This window comes from Marinospirillum sp. (assembly GCF_044810985.1).
In the GTDB taxonomy this organism is placed as follows: Bacteria; Pseudomonadota; Gammaproteobacteria; order Pseudomonadales; family Halomonadaceae; genus Marinospirillum.
In genome coordinates this window covers 137,850-153,684 of sequence record NZ_CP085242.1, presented here as the reverse complement: position 1 = coordinate 153,684, position 15,835 = coordinate 137,850, and the positions used below count along the sequence as shown (strand labels likewise).

General features: G+C 54.1%; 14 protein-coding genes. All 14 read right to left on the bottom strand.

The annotated features are described in order from the left end of the window. Window positions 1-13: 13 nt before the first annotated feature. The gene (gene tssG, locus LG323_RS00795; protein WP_310695840.1) at window positions 14-973 is read right to left on the bottom strand and encodes a type VI secretion system baseplate subunit TssG; all 960 of its coding nucleotides are present in this window, start codon (window positions 971-973) and stop codon (window positions 14-16) included. Beyond that, window positions 937-2,646 carry a type VI secretion system baseplate subunit TssF gene (gene tssF, locus LG323_RS00790; RefSeq protein WP_404418193.1) on the bottom strand — a complete coding sequence of 570 codons (1,710 nt, stop codon included), beginning with the start codon at window positions 2,644-2,646 and terminating at the stop codon, window positions 937-939. The genes tssG and tssF overlap by 37 nt, the downstream gene beginning before the upstream one ends. Beyond that, the gene (locus tag LG323_RS00785; RefSeq protein WP_404418191.1) at window positions 2,639-3,034 is read right to left on the bottom strand and encodes a GPW/gp25 family protein; all 396 of its coding nucleotides are present in this window, start codon (window positions 3,032-3,034) and stop codon (window positions 2,639-2,641) included. Before LG323_RS00785 ends, tssF begins: the two co-directional genes overlap by 8 nt. 1 nt (window position 3,035) lies before the next feature. Next, the gene (gene tssD / locus LG323_RS00780) at window positions 3,036-3,527 is read right to left on the bottom strand and encodes a type VI secretion system tube protein TssD (protein WP_404418189.1); all 492 of its coding nucleotides are present in this window, start codon (window positions 3,525-3,527) and stop codon (window positions 3,036-3,038) included. Then, the gene (locus LG323_RS00775; protein WP_404418187.1) at window positions 3,520-5,046 is read right to left on the bottom strand and encodes a type VI secretion system contractile sheath domain-containing protein; all 1,527 of its coding nucleotides are present in this window, start codon (window positions 5,044-5,046) and stop codon (window positions 3,520-3,522) included. Before LG323_RS00775 ends, tssD (LG323_RS00780) begins: the two co-directional genes overlap by 8 nt. 15 nt (window positions 5,047-5,061) lie before the next feature. Then, complete coding sequence (locus tag LG323_RS00770; protein WP_404418185.1) at window positions 5,062-8,490, bottom strand: type VI secretion system protein; 3,429 nt, start codon at window positions 8,488-8,490, stop codon at window positions 5,062-5,064. A gap of 32 nt (window positions 8,491-8,522) precedes the next feature. Further along, complete coding sequence (locus tag LG323_RS00765; protein ID WP_404418183.1) at window positions 8,523-9,200, bottom strand: DotU family type IV/VI secretion system protein; 678 nt, start codon at window positions 9,198-9,200, stop codon at window positions 8,523-8,525. A 3-nt stretch (window positions 9,201-9,203) separates the two neighbouring features. Next, window positions 9,204-10,589 carry a type VI secretion system baseplate subunit TssK gene (tssK, locus tag LG323_RS00760; RefSeq protein ID WP_404418181.1) on the bottom strand — a complete coding sequence of 462 codons (1,386 nt, stop codon included), beginning with the start codon at window positions 10,587-10,589 and terminating at the stop codon, window positions 9,204-9,206. A gap of 25 nt (window positions 10,590-10,614) precedes the next feature. After that, window positions 10,615-11,310, bottom strand: coding sequence for a type VI secretion system lipoprotein TssJ (gene tssJ / locus LG323_RS00755; RefSeq protein WP_404418179.1), 696 nt, complete (start codon window positions 11,308-11,310; stop codon window positions 10,615-10,617). A gap of 6 nt (window positions 11,311-11,316) precedes the next feature. Next, complete coding sequence (gene tssD / locus LG323_RS00750; RefSeq protein WP_404418177.1) at window positions 11,317-11,832, bottom strand: type VI secretion system tube protein TssD; 516 nt, start codon at window positions 11,830-11,832, stop codon at window positions 11,317-11,319. Between the two features lie 37 nt (window positions 11,833-11,869). Further along, window positions 11,870-13,315, bottom strand: coding sequence for a type VI secretion system contractile sheath large subunit (gene tssC / locus LG323_RS00745; protein ID WP_404418175.1), 1,446 nt, complete (start codon window positions 13,313-13,315; stop codon window positions 11,870-11,872). Window positions 13,316-13,329: 14 nt separating this feature from the next. Further along, the gene (gene tssB / locus LG323_RS00740; RefSeq protein ID WP_404418173.1) at window positions 13,330-13,866 is read right to left on the bottom strand and encodes a type VI secretion system contractile sheath small subunit; all 537 of its coding nucleotides are present in this window, start codon (window positions 13,864-13,866) and stop codon (window positions 13,330-13,332) included. Window positions 13,867-14,162: 296 nt separating this feature from the next. Beyond that, window positions 14,163-15,146 (bottom strand): MDR family oxidoreductase, encoded by a 984-nt coding sequence (locus LG323_RS00735; RefSeq protein WP_404418171.1) that lies wholly within the window; start codon window positions 15,144-15,146, stop codon window positions 14,163-14,165. A 45-nt stretch (window positions 15,147-15,191) separates the two neighbouring features. Further along, complete coding sequence (locus tag LG323_RS00730; protein ID WP_404418169.1) at window positions 15,192-15,830, bottom strand: TetR/AcrR family transcriptional regulator; 639 nt, start codon at window positions 15,828-15,830, stop codon at window positions 15,192-15,194. Window positions 15,831-15,835 lie beyond the last annotated feature (5 nt).

The window sequence follows — 15,835 nt, the reverse complement described above, 5'->3', positions numbered from 1 at the left end:
TGCGGCAGCAGTGCTACCTTTTAATCAGTGTCAAACAAGCAGTCAGATAGTCCTGCCGCTCACTCTGTTGATCCTGTAATAACCAGGTATTCTTACCCAGATATCCCCAATTGTTGTCCCCCAGCGCCAGAGGCTGGCCAGGTGGCTCCAGCACAAAGACCAGCTGACACTCCAGATTGACTCCCAGATAAATCTTGACCAGGGTCTGCAACAGCTGCCAGGTCGCCTGGTCACTCACCAGACGACTAAAATGGGCATGGCTGAGTGGGCCGACATGCACCCGAATCTTGCCATTACGGTCGGTGATGCGACTGCCCAGCCAGGCACTGGTACCCAGACCATGATTGGCCCTACCCAGACGTGACCAGGAGGCCTCATCCACCAGCACCCGCCTGGGTGCACACTGCTCAACAGCAACGGGAAGCTGCAGATAACTGGTCAGGAGTTTAGCCAATCCCTGAGCGCTACGCTGAGAACTGGTTAGCAAATCAAAGTGTTGCAGCAACCAACTGGCCGGCGGCAACTTTTTCTGGTCGGCAGCACTGATGCCCAGCAGGTGAGTCAGCAACTGCTGCCAGTGATCTTCCTGCCATTCAATATGCTGAATGGCAGGGTAGGCCTTGCTCAGGGTACTCAGCAGCAATTCATAGATACGCTGGTTGAGCAGATCCAGCAAGGCTCTGGGAGCTGTCTGCTCGGATTGTTCAGCATCCTGCAGGATCTCGGTGATATAGGCAGGCAGTGGAGAAGTACGCCCATAGAGACCCGGCAGGTTGATCTGGATAAACCAGAGGTCTTCCTCTTTCCAGGCTTTATCCACCTGCCGGGCCGCCAGACCTGCCTGCAAGTTGGGACGCAGACGCAGTTGACTGCCCGGATCAATTGCCTTGATCCAGCGTACCAGTTGCAGCAGCGAGTAGCTGTGGGCTTCCCTGCTTATCCGAGCAATTGCTGACTCAGCCTGGCTGGCCATATGAATTCCTCTCCGGTTTGCGCCTCATGGATCTGCAGGGCCGTGAAATGATTGATGGGAGCCGACTGGCTGAACAGTTGGTTCAGGCGATCACAAAACACCAGGGTTTCTCCCAGGCTGTTAAAAGCCTTGCCATTAATGCTCAGGTTCAGTTGCAGCCCCCGATACAGGGACTGGCCCAGCAACTTTTCGGTTGCCACGACCTGCAGATTCTGAATAGCCTGGATTTTTTTCTCATTGATGTGTCTTTGTGCTTCATCCGGGCTGACCTGATCAGCCAGACTGCGCAAACGCCGCAGCAAACCGGCGTGACTGAATATACTGGCGGTGTGGGCCGAGATATCCAGTACCTTTTCCTGCTCGGCTTCGGGGTTCAATGCCGGCGGCTTCCAGGCCGTGCTGGTGGTCAGGTTGCGAAAATCCACCTGCTCCGGTGAACCCTGAACATGGGCATTCAAATCCCCCGGCAAGAGACCACCTGCAGCCTGGCCATTGCTGCACAGGGCTTCCACGCGCAGCATTTCTTCCCGGCCTCTTTCAATCTGCCTGCCTTTGGCCAGAATCAGTCCGAATTCCGGAAGACCCGTCAATTCATCCAGGCGATAGTGCAACTGGTAAGCATGGGCCCTGGAACGGTTTTCCACCGCCCAGTAGGGAAGATAGGTGTGGGGCTCACTGGCTCCGGTATAAAGGCCGGTCACCTGCTGAATCCTGTGAACCAGCAGTTTTTTACCCTGGCGGGTATCGGCCTTCAGGGGCTGGCTGAGCAAGAGGTCATTGCGTAAAAAAGGTGGCAACTGACGCCTGAACAGGTTGTGCACCGGAACGGTATTGAGATGGAAGTTCTTGACCGTGATATCCGGTAGGGAAAGACGGGAGTCATCAATCCAGAAGCGCAGAGTCATGCGACTGCCTGCCACTTTTTGCAGACCGGTAAACTTCAGGCGCAAGGCCAGATTGCTTTCAGGGTTGTGCAGATAGCCTTTTACGGCAGCATCCAGACTTTCGGAATCCAGCGGAAAAGCTCTTTCACTCTGCTCAATACAAGCCTCCACTCCAGGCTGAGACTGCCCTTCAACCAGAACCTCTATTGCCCTGGATTCATGCACCAACAACCAATAGATGTCAGCCCTGTTGGCCAGATTGCCGGAAATCTGGATATCCAGAGGGTGGTCACTCAAGAGTTCAGCCAGATTGCTGGCGGTTGCCTGTAATTCCAGGTCCAGATAACAACTAACCCCATCCGCCCGTGAGGTCACTTCGGCAACCTCGCAGTTTGTCAGTTGTAAAGGCAGCACTCGACAGGCCTGGCTAGTGGTAAACACAACCTTCTTATCCAGGCGCGGGTCGGAACCTACCGGAGTTCCGGCAGGAAGATACAGGGCCTCCTTCAAACCGTTGCGCGGCAGAAACTGCAGCAAGGCAGTGGAAGGCAATGCCAGAAGACTGTCCGGTGCGGTCACTTCCAGGAGGTTGCGAGTCAGCTCAGGAGCCTGGCGCTGCATCTGATCCCTGAGTCCGGCAGTCAGAAAGGCGACACCTTCCAACAAGCGCTCGACATCAGGATCACTGCCAGGTACCAGGTGACGTGCCAGCTCCGGCTCCTTGTCAGCATAGTCCACTGCCAGGTGGCGCAGCCTTTCCAGTTCATCCCGGTAATAAAGATCAAACATGGGCCAGTACCTTCTGATAGGTTGTTGATTCAGGCAGGTGAACCTGCAAATAGTTGTCCTGGCCAAAAACCAGCAGAAACTCGACGGACTGCTGGCTTGCGACCAGACGCCCCTTCAGCAACAAAGCCTGCCCCAACGGGGTGAAGTCCAGGCTCTTGGGCTGCAGGCGGGGCTCATAACGGCTGACCTGCTCAGCAATCCGTGTCATCAAATCCTGAAAACGCTGTTCATCTGCAGCCAGGTGCAGTTGCGATTGGGCTTCCAGCCCCAATTCACGATCCAGGGCCAGAGAACCCTTGCGCAGATTCAACAGGCGCTCCAGATGCAGGGCGATGTCTTTTTCCGGTGGCAGGCTACTGCCTGCTTTCAGGCGATCCAGTAAAGGCATACTATTCTCCAGCCTTGCGTACCTGAGTCATGAATTCCTGCTCTCCTCCCGGTCCCATCCGCCAGGCAATGCTTTTGTAGACCAGACGCAGGCGTTCCAGATAATGCCAGCCGTCCTGACTGGGCTGATTGCAATCGGGCATTTCCGTGGTCAGGGAAAGGATTTGCGCTTTTTCCAGTTCCATCTGGTAGAAAGGAACCTGCTGCCCTTCGCTGTCCGGCTGATACCAGGTAATCAGTACCTGCAGAAATTCCTGCTCACAAAGGGCCTGATTCAAAAGAGGTGAAGCCTGATCCACCGGCTTGACCAACTCCAGAGGCTGATGGGTGACGGCAGCATTGAGCACCCCGCCTTCACTTTCTCCGGAACGAGCCACCTTGTGGGTCAGGGAAAACACCTTGATCAGGCCTTCGCCATAGCGCTCATCATCAACACTTCCGATCAATTCGCCCTGATCTTCACCGGTGATTTTCATGTAGCCGGGTCTAGCCATAGGTTTCTCCAGGCAGGTTGGCCGCAAGGGTCAAGGCAAAACTTTCCCCCTGGTATTTCAAATGCGGTTCCAGTTGCAATTGCATTTCTGTTTCTCCAGAAGCTGTTCTGGCCAGATGCACCTGAGCAGAGCGAAAGGGCTTGCGGTGCATGACTTCAGCTGTGGGTCTTTCCTGTGCCGAGACCAGAGATTGCAACCACTGGTTCAGCCCGGCCTCCACCTCTTCAACCAGCACTGTACTGCCCAACAGCTCGCGCAGGGCCTGCTTCAGGTAGTGGGCGACGCGGCAGACCGTCAAGAGATAAACCAGTTGGTTGTCCGGGTGAACGCCTTCCCGATCCAATGCCGCAGCCTGCAGCATGACCGGCATTTCGCAGGCCAAGGCATCTCCCCGGCCTCCGGCCACCAGGGGTGTCAGACCCAACTGGGTCATCTGGGCAACCCTGGACTGGGACCACTGGGTTTCCAGCGGTGCCTGACCCAGGTGGGCGGTGTAAAGCTGCAAAGGCTGATACAAACGATCCTGGCTGCCCCTGGCTTCTAAAAGTCCGGTATAGGCTCCCAGTTGCTGAAAACTGTGCAGCAGCATACCCGCCAAGGGATAAGCCGGATTGCCCCAGACCAGAGGTTGTTCTCCGTTCTCGGCCACTTCCTGAAACCAGGCCTGACCCAAATGCAGTTGATGGGGAGGCCGCAGGAGCACCCTGGGCAACCCCAACAGCAGGTAGCGAGCTGCAGGCGATGCCATCAGTTGGCGCAGCTTCAGGTAACGGCGACCCGTGGAAATTTCATCCAGCTTTTCCTGACTCAGGCTGGCGGAAAAATCCTTGATACCAAAAGCCGCCGCACTGATTGCTGTCAGAACCGGCAGATGGGCCAGCTGCCCCAGACGTCCCAGGCTTTCCAGCAACTGCAGTTGCGCAGCCGTCATCTGCCATTCGTAATCCAGCAACAAGGCAGAATAGGGCTGCCCCCCGTATTGACCCAGTTCACTGGAATACACCAGTTCGAACAGATCACTATCCAACAGAGCGGTCTGAGTCAGCTCATCACTCAGTTCCTGCTGGCTACGGTGCAAGACCCTGACTTCCACCCGATCCGAATGCCGGAACTGCTGCAACAGCTTGTCCAGACTGCGCCAGCTGGCTTCCAGTTGACGCAGGCGCGGGTGATGCAGAACACGGTTCAATAGAGCCAGTTCCTGCTGCTCCTGATGCAGGTAATCCAGATCATCCCTGGCCTGGTTTTTTCTCTGAGCCGTCAATTGCTGAAGCAGATTTTGCGGTTCCAGATCGGCCAGGCATTGCACCCGAACAGTCACGGCCCAACCATCACCCTCCAGATCAAGACGGGGCTGATAACGCTCCAGAAGGCGATCAATGGAAGCATAACCTTCCGGCTGTCTGGCTGCTTTTTCCACGCCCAGGTCAGTGATCACCAAAAGACGGCAGGGCAAGTAGGCCTGGCCGGGTGGCAGTTTATAACCCAGAGGGATGCTGCTTTGTTCAAGTAAAGACATGTGGTGGCTTCCCCGTTAGTTGACGATGTAGCGAGGAAGTCTTTGCCGACTGGCGCTCAGCACATCAATCACCTTGCCATGCCCACGCAGGCCGAACTGCAGGTCAAAGTATTCAATGCCCCACTCTGCCAGACGGTCTTCATAAAGCGGGAATTCCGAGATGGAAAAACGTTTGGTGCCATCGGCAAAATCTTCCAGAAACTCCGGAAAACCATAGGGACCCCGGTAGTTCTTGACCAGAGAATAGCTGTCCACCTGAATGGTTAAGCGAACATTGCCACAGTCCGGCGTCCAGACAAATTCAGCGTCCACTCGATAGTTGTCGTTTTCCACTTCCTGCAAGCCTTCTTCACACTGCATTTCCAAGAGAGTGCTGCTGGGCAGGCGTTGGGCTCCCGGATTGACCGAAGTCGGACGGGTACTCAGAATCACTTCATAATAGTCCTGCTTTTGTTTTCTGAACTCATCGGCCTTGGCCAGATAGTTGAGCAGTTCATCATTGAGCGGGTAAGCGGTTCCAAAAGCCCTTTTGCTGGCATAACCGGCACCAAAGCGCTGTTCCACAAAAGTGCTCAGATGTTCATCCATGAAGACCCAAACCAGACCTTCGCCACCATAGAGATAGTTCGCCATCCGCTCCTTGGGTACACCATTGGTTGCGGCCAGAAATTCTTTTTCCCAGATGTCCTGCATTTCTTCTGCTGACTGTTGCACCAAAAAACGCCGAAACATATTCAGGGGACCACGAAATACAGCCCAGAAGGGTTCGTTAAAATCCGTATTACGACCCAGCAAACCCTGCATGTCTTCAAGATTGCCATAGCCACTGGCCAGGGAGGTTTGCCCCTGAGTGGGATCGTCCGGGTTGGAATAAAGATCCTGCATACTCAAATGAGCAACCGAAGGTATTTGCGAATCCTTGGTGATTTCACGAATATTGCTGCGATATTCCCCCAGAAGGCCTGCTGCTCTTTCCACCATCAGTTCCTGTTCACTTTTGGTGGGGCCGGAGCCGCCCTGAGCCTTGGCTGCCTTTTTGCCCACCTTGGCCAGGGTTTTACCCACCTTCCCGGCTTTTTTCAGCATTTTCAGCCCCATTTTCTGCAATGCGCCCTTGTCCGCGCCCGAGGCATCTGGAGCAAAGGCTTTCATGGCGGCATAGATGCTGACCAGATTGACCCACTCGGGAGCATCATCATCCATAAAGGGGTCCAGCTCCTCGGCCATGCGATCCAGTAACTGAAAATGCTGGTTGCGGGTGGTGGCTTGCAAATCAATCGCCTGACGCCAGGCGTTCTCACCACTCAAGGTATCCACCCCCGACTGAAAGCTCAGAGCAAACTTTTTCCAGGCATCCAGGTAACGGGCACGGTAGCTTTCCTGAAAGCCGGGGATGAGTTCATCCACTTTGGCGGCATCTTCTTCCACTTCCTGAGTGGCCAGTAGTTGCTCAATAAAATCATCAATTCGCGTCTTTCCTTCAATCGTGAAAGCGGCGGGTACTCGCACATCCTGATCAGCGCGGATGCCCCGCCAGAACTCCCCCAGGCGAACCTCTGCCTCCCTGGCTGCCTGATTACCCCAGTCGATGAGCCAGTCCAGGCTGCCGGGACTCTTGGACAGAATGCGCTGCAGGCGACCGCGTTTCTTTTCCAGGCGGGCCTCCAGCTTCTGGGTGTTTTCCTGACGCACCAGGTAGTGGATGTACAGCTGATTCAGGGCATTCAATTCTGCAATATCCAGACTCTCCAGAGCCTCATCATCCGCATTGGTGTAGGCCGGCGGCATTTCTCTCAAGCCAGCTTCATCCGTGCCGTCCAGTCGGGCCTGAATCAGGTTGATTTCCCGGACCAGTTGCCCCACAAAACGTGCCATCTCGCGACTGAGTTCATCACCGGTCAGATCGGTTTCAAACAGCTGCTTTTCAGCCGTGAATTGCAGATGCTTGTCCATGGGGCCTATCAGGTTTTGCTCGACTCTTTTGATCAAAAGCCGATTCAGACGTACCTGAAAATCCGGTGTTGAGGTCACATCATTCAGCCAGGGCAGAAAACTCTGGTTTTCCAACTGCTCCAGCAAATTGGAGAGGCTGTAATTGACATCGATATTGTTATTGAAGTCACTCTGTTCAATCAGGCGTCCGGCATAGCGTTCGGTCATATTTTCCAGAAACTGGGTGTCCTGACGGTACATCAGACCCAGCCCGATCAGCACAACCAGAACCAGAACGGCATAACCGGCTACCCAGGTATTGCGCAAGGCTTTTTCTGCCCGCACAGCAGCCGGTACTTTATGGGCCTGATTACGTTCACTGGGCAACACCTGAGTCAGAAAGTCGTGACAGAAAAGTCCCTGAGGCAAGCCCTCCTCGCCCTCACCCGGCAAGACTGAGGCCAGGTAAAAGCCGCGCAACCTGGGCAGTTCTTCAAAGATGCTTTCCTGGAAGACTCCTCGGGTAAATTGGTGCAAACGACCCTGAAGTTCCGCCAGACGTGTTGGCAATACCAGGGCTGAGGTTGCGGTTTTGCCACCGCGCAGGATGTAGATGTTCAGGTCTTTGAGGCGTTCAGCAATGTGCGCAACACTGGCTTCAACAAAGTCATCCGCTTCCTGCTGGCGGATATTCAGCTGACCGACGGCCTGATCCTTGAGATGGGTCGGCAATTGCTGTTCCCAGGCTTCCACACCGTCCAGCTGTTCCATGCCGGTGAGGACAAAATAAACCGGAAAACGGGTTTTGATGACTTTCATCATTTGACCCAGTTGATTGCGCAGAGCCAGACCCTGTTCAAACAAGCGGTCTTCCGTCTGGCTTTCCAGCCAGCGCCAGTCAATCGGCAGAATCAGGCCATTAATGGGTTCTTCACTGCGTTTTCTGGACAGCAGGTAAAGCAGCCTGCGCCACTCGGCATCCTGGTCATCCAGATCCCGGAAAAGATTACTGGGCAATTGCACCAAAAGGCTTTCATTAAAGGGCCACCAACTAACAGCTGAATCAGCCTGGTTGAACTGGCTGCCCAGATCCGTGGGCAGGGATACACGCCCCCCCTTAAGCAAATCAGCAGCCTGTTGTTCTTCACCCAGAAAGAGATACCAGGGCAGGGCATATTCCGGTTCCAGACCCTTGTCCACCAGGGGGCTGTCCTTCATGAACTTCATCAGGCCCTTGAAGCTGGCATCCAGCTTTTGGGTATCTGCACTGCCTGCTCCCGGGGCGGAATCAGCCTGACCTTCCTGCAGGAGGCGTCTGGCTCTGGCTCGGGCACGCCAACGTGCCAGACCCCATTTACCCAGGCGATACACCAGCCAGACAGCAAACAGCAGCAGGGCGACATTGACACCCGTGGCCAGGGGATAACCCAGCAACAGGGCACCAAAGACCGCAGCACCGGCAATGAGTGCCCAGACAAAAATAAACAGGAGTATTTTCAGAAACGTTTTCACGAGTCAGCCTTCCTTTTTGTATTCATGGATGGCTAGATGAGCGCAACCAGGCGTTGTGCCAGGGCGACCACTTCCATCCGCATCAGGCCATAAGCCACCAGGACCACCAGCAGAGGACCACCCAGGTAGAGCGGCAAATAAGAAAACTTGCGGTGTCTGGGGGTGGTTTCAGGTGCAACAGGGTAGGCCTCGGGTGTCAGAATGGCTGCTTCACTGTCCCAGGGCTGTTTTTGCCCCTGGGAGAGCAGCTCAAAATTCTCCATACGCAGCCTTTCCAGATGCGCCTGCTCGGAGGGACTGAAAAAACGCCCCTTGAAACCCAGAGCCAGGCAATAATAAAACACTTCACGCACATCCTGATCAGCCGGGTCGATCAGGGTCAGGGTATCCAGTTGCTGAAAGAATTCCTGACCGGCATTGGCGGTGTCATAGTATTTTTTCTGGAGCTGATGGGCTCCCCAGGCTTCGGCTTCCTGCCAACCGGAGGCCATCAGGGTTTCATCAATAAAGGCAACCACTGCAAAGCGAGCTTTCTCGTAGTGCTCGCGGCGGTAACCCAGGCTGGCATAAACCAGCGCCTTGTCAGCCAGCAGGCGCTCACACTCGGTATGCACCTCATCCAGCCCCGGCTGGATTCCACCAGAGGACACCTGCTCTTCCACCTGCTTGACATAAGCCAGGACTTCAATAAAACAGTCGATCATTCGCATGGTTTACCCCTTGATCGTCACCAACTCGGCCACCAGGTCATCAGGCGCGTCACTCCACGACAGCTGAATCACCCCTTCCCTCTCGACCGACATCCAGGCATCGTCATTTCTCTGCAGGATAAAGTAGGTGGAGTTGGGCCTTTGTGGCAGACCTTCCGGGCGAACCTCCAGCAATTGCTTGGCCACACCAGGCAGGGCTCGTGCCTGATAGGTGGGCACCAGCGCCGGAGTACCCAGCTTGGAAAACTGCTGGAAAGAACGCAGCCAGAGGTGACGCTCCTTTTGGGTGCGCAGAACCAGGAACATTTCCTGTCCGGCATCCAGGAAGTGGGCTGGCAAATCCAGCTCATACTGCCCCTGACGAATTTCTTTAAAGCGGGCCAGTGCTTCCGAATCCAGAGCGATTTCGTTCAACAGGCGATTGACCAGTTCCTTGGCTAGTGAAAAACAGGAGCCCAATTGCAGGTGATCATAAGCGGGTAGCTTGAGTCCCGCTCCCGGCATTTCACCGCGAACATTGGCTGTTGTCGAAAAACAGCTGAGGTCGGCGATCAGCTCCCGAACCTCCTGGTAGACTCTTTCCGGCGGCACCTGACCCAGTTCCAGCAGATGGGTGAATGCCTGCACTGAACGCCCCAGAGCCTGAAGGGCCAGGCGGTAACGCATCAAACGCGGGTTGAAGTCGGAATTGCGGTATTCAGCCGGTGCCTGCTTGTAATCTTCCAGTTGTTGAGCTCGGGCCACCAGTTCATCCTTGAAAGATTGCAACCATTGATGCATTTCCGGCACGGCCATGACCGTCAGCATGGGCGGCAGATAACCAGGATCCAGCTGCAGCTGTTCCTGTTGCTGAACCAGTTGGCAGACCGGCAGACTTTCCACGCCGCTCATTTCCCCCAGCTGGGCTCGTGTCACCAGTTTGCCCACCAGGGTCAGGAGTGGAGCTTCGACTTCTTCACCCGGCTGATAGTAATCCGGCAGAAGTTCGGGCTTTTCCTGCAACAGGTAACGGGCCTTGCTTTTGGTAGGCGATTCATGAGCACCCAGAACCGGATGACGTTGCTGTATTGAGGTGATCACCAGATGCACCTGCAAAGGTTCGGTTGTATCCGGCCAGGACCCCTGATCCAGAGTCAGGTCTTCCAGTTCAGCATTGGTGGGGAAATCAAACCAGGTGCCGTCCCGCATCAGAACCTTCAAACGCCGAAAGGAGACCTTGCTGGCCGACAGGGCATTCTGATCCAGCTCATAAGCAGCCACACCCCAGGGAAGGCAGCTGGCGGCCTGGCGTATGGCCTGCTGCATCTGCTGGTGATAGGCATCCAGATGCTGAAAGTGCTGAGGTTGCAGGAACAGCCCCTGATGCCAGTAAAGAGGTTTGCTAGTCAAGGTTGTTTTCCTTTATTTCCAGGTTTTACAACGCACGCGCATTGACGGTGCCCAGTTCATTCGCACCCAGTTCGACCCAGACCTTGAGCCAGCCTGGCTGATTGGGCGGTGGGTCACTGCGTTGCCAGAACCGCCACCAGGGCTTTTTGGGTGGATTGCGGTGGGTAACTGCGGGTAAGGGCAGAACCTGCACGCTGGCCTCATCACTCATTTTGTAATAGCCAGCCAGGATCACCAGGTAGCGGGCATTTTTCACGCGGTTGAGAACCACGCTTTGTTCTTCGCCCGGTGCCAGGGTCAAGCGGCTCTCCCGCAAAAAACTGGCATCCAGCTCACTGGCATCGGCCCGCATCAAGTCAGACAAACGAAAGGAGGAAGAACGGTAGCTGTCCAGTTCTTCCTGACCGCTCATCTGCAGCAGTTTGATTGCCAGAGTGTGAGGACGCCCCAGACGCTGATTCAGATCCTGTGAAGCCCGGAAATGCAAGCGTATGGCTTCGGATTCATATTCCCATTTCCCGGCTTCCAGAACGGGTGCTTCATCGGCCTCACCCTGATAAATCCAGCGGTCAGGACCCGGCTCCCAGACCCAGGGGGTCTGGGGATCAGCATCCTGATATTGAGGTTCTATCGAGTTGATCCAGGTTTCACCTTCCAACTGACGTCCCGCGCAGCCTGCAAGAAGTACAGCCAAAAGCAATACACCCAGCCCTTTACCCATTCAGACTTACTCCCCAGCCCAGTTATCAATCGCTGTGCTTGAAGCCACTTCGTGATTCCAGGTGATGCTGCTGTAAGTCATGCAGACTTCTTCGTAGGCACTTTTTTCATCATTGGCCGGGTCCAGAAAGTCAGGCGAGACAGTGCGAATATCGACGATCTTGGCGCCTTCCAGCTCAATGGTATAAAAGTGCACCGGCTGGCCATCACTGCCGGTATCTGCACTGCGAAAGAAGTTCAGGGTGCAAACCAGGTGCTTGGGTTCTGCCAGGCACTGAAACAATAAAGGGGAACTCTTGTCGATCAGTTTGCGCACTTTCAGGTATTCATGCTTGCGGTTACCGGTCACCTGGCCCGTCAAACGGTCGGTGGGAATGCTGACCTTGTGATCAAAACCGGTTACAAAGATTTCATCTTCATGACCGGATTTGAAAAACGCACCGATACTGTCTTCACTGGAAGCGCCTTCACTCAAAGCATCGCCATCAGCGGTTTCTATGGTCATATAAATTACGTTAGGCATCTTTCTTCTCCTGCAAATTTAAAAAGTCTTATGTTTTTTACACCCGATCCAGCAGACCGGTCAGAGACAAGGTGAAGTTGGCACCCATAAACTTGAAGTGAGGTGTCACTTCCAGACCCACCTGATACCAACCGGCTTCGCCATCCACTTCCGCAACCGTGACTATTGCACGGCGCAAGGGGCGCTGGCTGCGGGTGGCAGGAGAAGGGTTTTCCTGATCGGCGACATACTGACGAATCCAACGGTTCAACTCACCTTCAAGGTCAGCCCGGCTCTTCCAGCTGCCCAGATTTTCACGCTGCAGCACCTTGATGTAGTGCGCCAGGCGGTTGATGATGAACATGTAAGGCAGTTGCGTACCCAGACGGTAATTGAGTTCGGCAATCTTGGCTTCCGGATCGGTTCCAAAATACTTGGGCTTCTGCACCGAGTTGGAGGAAAAGAAAGTGGCGTTATCGGCATTTTTACGCTGGGTCAGGGGAATAAAGCCCAATTCGGAAAGCTCGTATTCCTTGCGATCGGAAACCGTGGTTTCAATTGGCCCCAGAGTCGCTGGCGTGCCTTCAATTTCAGTGATGTGGACAGGCAGGTTGAGAACTGCACCGCCCGACTGGGGACCAATAATATTGGGGCACCAGCGATAGCGGGCAAAACTGTCCATCAGACGGGTGGCATAAGCGTAACTGGCATTGATCCAGAGGTAGTCTTCTTCCTGATTCACTTCTTCCTGATAAACAAAACTGCGAACCGGTTTGTCTTCCCCGAACAGGGCACGTCCCATAAGGCGTGGCAGAACCAGCCCCAGGTTGCGGGCATCCTCCTGTTCGCGCAAGCCACGCCACTTGATGTACTGAGGCCCTTCAAACATGGACTCCACTTCCTTGAGTTCCGGCAATTCCGACCAGGTTTCCAGGCCGAAGAAGGAGGGGTCTGTTCCACTGATGAAGGGTGCATGAGTCATGCTGGCCAGACCCGCCATCTGTTCCAGCAGTTGAATGTCCGGGGTGCTGGGTGAAAAGGCATAATCGCCGATCACCACACCATAGGGCTCCCCCCCGAACTGACCGTATTCCTGAGTATAAATGGTTTGAAAAAGGGCTGACTGGTTCGCTTCTGGAGCATCCTGAAAATCTTCCAGCAACTCTTCCTTGCTGGCATTGTAGATTTCCACTCGGATGTTTTCGTTGAAGTCCGTACGCTGCACCAGAAAGTCCAGGCCTCGCCAGGTGCTTTCCACTTCCTGCAATTCAGGAGCATGCAGGATGGCATCCATTTGCCGACCCAGGCGCTCATCCAGCTCATCAATCATTTGCTCAACCAGGGATTTATCCACCCGGGTCACGGGTTCTTCTTTGCTCAGCAGCTCACCCAGCAATAACTCCACACCCTGTTTGGCCAGAAGGTAACCACTGTCCTCCTGATCCAGCCGGGTAAAGCCCAGAATCTCGCCAACCAAAGGCTGTTCTTTTACCTGTTCACTCATAACCTACCCCTTGATTATTCACTGTCCTGGCTGTCCGCCTGGCCCTGGTTGTTTTTGCCCTTGGCGCTCAGACCCAGCTCACTCATCAATTTCTTGCGCTGACCGTCATCTTCCAGCATCACTTGAATGGTTTTGCGCATGGTGGGCGTGTTGCCAAGGGGGCCTTTCAAAGCCTTGAGTGCTTCACGCAACTCCAGGGTTTTCTGTAGCTCGGGAATTGCCTGGGTCAGTTGATCCGGCTCCAGATCTTTCAAAGACTGGGGCTTGAGTTCAACACTAAGCTCTTCATCTGTTTCATTAAGATGATTGGGCACGCTGAAATTCAACTGCAGGCCCTGGGCAGCCATCACTTCATCAAAGTTCTGGCGATTAATGTTCTGAGTTTCCCTTTCCTGGATGGGGGCAGGGTCATCACCGGTGCGGAATTGCCCGAGGATCAACACCTTAAAGGGCAGCTCTACCTGGGCCTTGGCATCACCTGTAGCCGGACGATAGCAGATGTTGATTCTTTCTTTAGGCGCAACCGATGCGCCATGACTTTTACTGGCCATACCTTTGCACTCCAACTGTTTGCTTTGCGCAATAGATTAAATTTGTTTAGCAACTCAACATTAGCAGCGCTTCCAATTCACTGCAAAAACAAATCACTGAATTGCCAAATAAATCACAGAAAAGAATCTTCACTAGGATAAACATGCGATCAAAAAAACATCATAAAATAGCAAATATATGTTTATCACATAAAAACATTATATTAGATAAATTAAAAACAAGGGGTTTGCACATAAAAAAACGGCACCCGTTTCCAGGCACCGTTTTTAAGATTGACGGCTAAGATTGCTGCAAATCAGGCATTCACATCGACCACCAAGCGACCTCTCACCTCACCCTTCAGTAATTTCTCGGCCATGGGAATTGCTTCACTCAAAGCCACCTCCTGGCTGATGGCTTCCAGCTTGGTAATATCCAGGTCTTTTGCCAGACGCTGCCAGGCTTCCAGGCGTTCTTCACGGGGGCACATGACACTATCAATCCCCACCAGGGTCACACCGCGCAAAATGAAAGGAGCAACGGTGGAAGGAAAGTCCATACCCCCGGCCAAACCACAAGCCGTCACCACACCCCGATAACGGGTGGAAGCACAGACATTGGCCAGAGTATGACTGCCCACAACATCCACTGCCCCGGCCCAACGTTCTTTGGCCAGAGGTTTGCCCGGTTCGGACAGCTGAGAGCGTTCGATGATATCCACGGCTCCCAGGGATTTCAGATAATCGGCATCATCAGGACGCCCGGTCGCTGCGACCACCTGATAACCCAGGTGGCTCAACAGGGAAATAGCCACACTGCCTACACCCCCGGCAGCACCGGTCACCAGGATTTCTCCATCTTCCGGTTTCACGCCCTGACGCTCCAAAGCCAGAACACAGAGCATGGCCGTGTAACCTGCCGTGCCTATGGACATCGCCTGAGCCGGAGTAAATTTGGAGGGAAGAGGTACCAGCCAATCCCCTTTGACACGAGCTTTTTGAGCCAAACCACCCCAGTGGCCTTCACCGACACCCCAGCCATTCAGCAATACCAGATCGCCCACCTTGTAATCCGGGTGCGAGGATTCTTCCACCTCACCCACCAGATCGATACCGGGAACCATAGGGAATTTGCGAACCACCGGCCCTTTGCCGGTGATGGCCAGTCCATCCTTGTAGTTGAGCGTGGAATGACTGACTTTGACCGTCACATCCCCTTCGGGCAGTTGGCTGTCATCCAGTTCCTGAAGGCTGGAGCGGTAACCCTGATCGTTTTTCTCGATGACTACGGCTTTAAACATACATCCTCCCATTTAGACCAATCGTCTAATTAAATGCAAAAAAATTCAGGCCTTACGTAGGCCTGACAGGAAAAAACGTGCAAACAAGTGCAAAGGTTCAGGCTTTTGTTCCAGTTTGGATCTCAGCACAGCGCCTTCCCAAGCCGTCCAGAAATAAGCAGCCCATTGTTGGCAGTCAACCTCTCTGGATATTTCATCGGCCCCTTGGGCAGCCTGCAAACAAGCCGCCAAGCGTATTTGCCAGTCTTTAAATACCTGCTGCAACTGATTACGAAAAGCTTCAGGCAAAGCAGCCATTTCCTGGCCCAAATTGCCAATCAAGCAACCTCGCCGGAACTCATGACGGCGCATCCCCTCTTCAGCATCCAGAATAAAAGCCTCGATACGAGCCAAGGGGGCCAGCTCAGTATTAGTAAAGTGCTTATCCAGCTTGTTTGCAAAATAACGAGCATAGGCATCGATCAGTGCAGCTCCGAAAGCTTCTTTGCTGGCAAAGTAATGGTAGAAGGAGCCTTTGGGCACACCGGCCCGCTTCAGGATCTCTTCAATCCCAGTCGTAGCAAAACCCTTCTCGGTCAGCACCTCAAGGCCTGCACGCAATAAAAGCTGGCGCGTCCCAGCTTGCTCATCACGAGACTTGGGAGGGCGACCACGCCGCTTAGGTGTTGGGTTTAATGTTTCCATTCCTC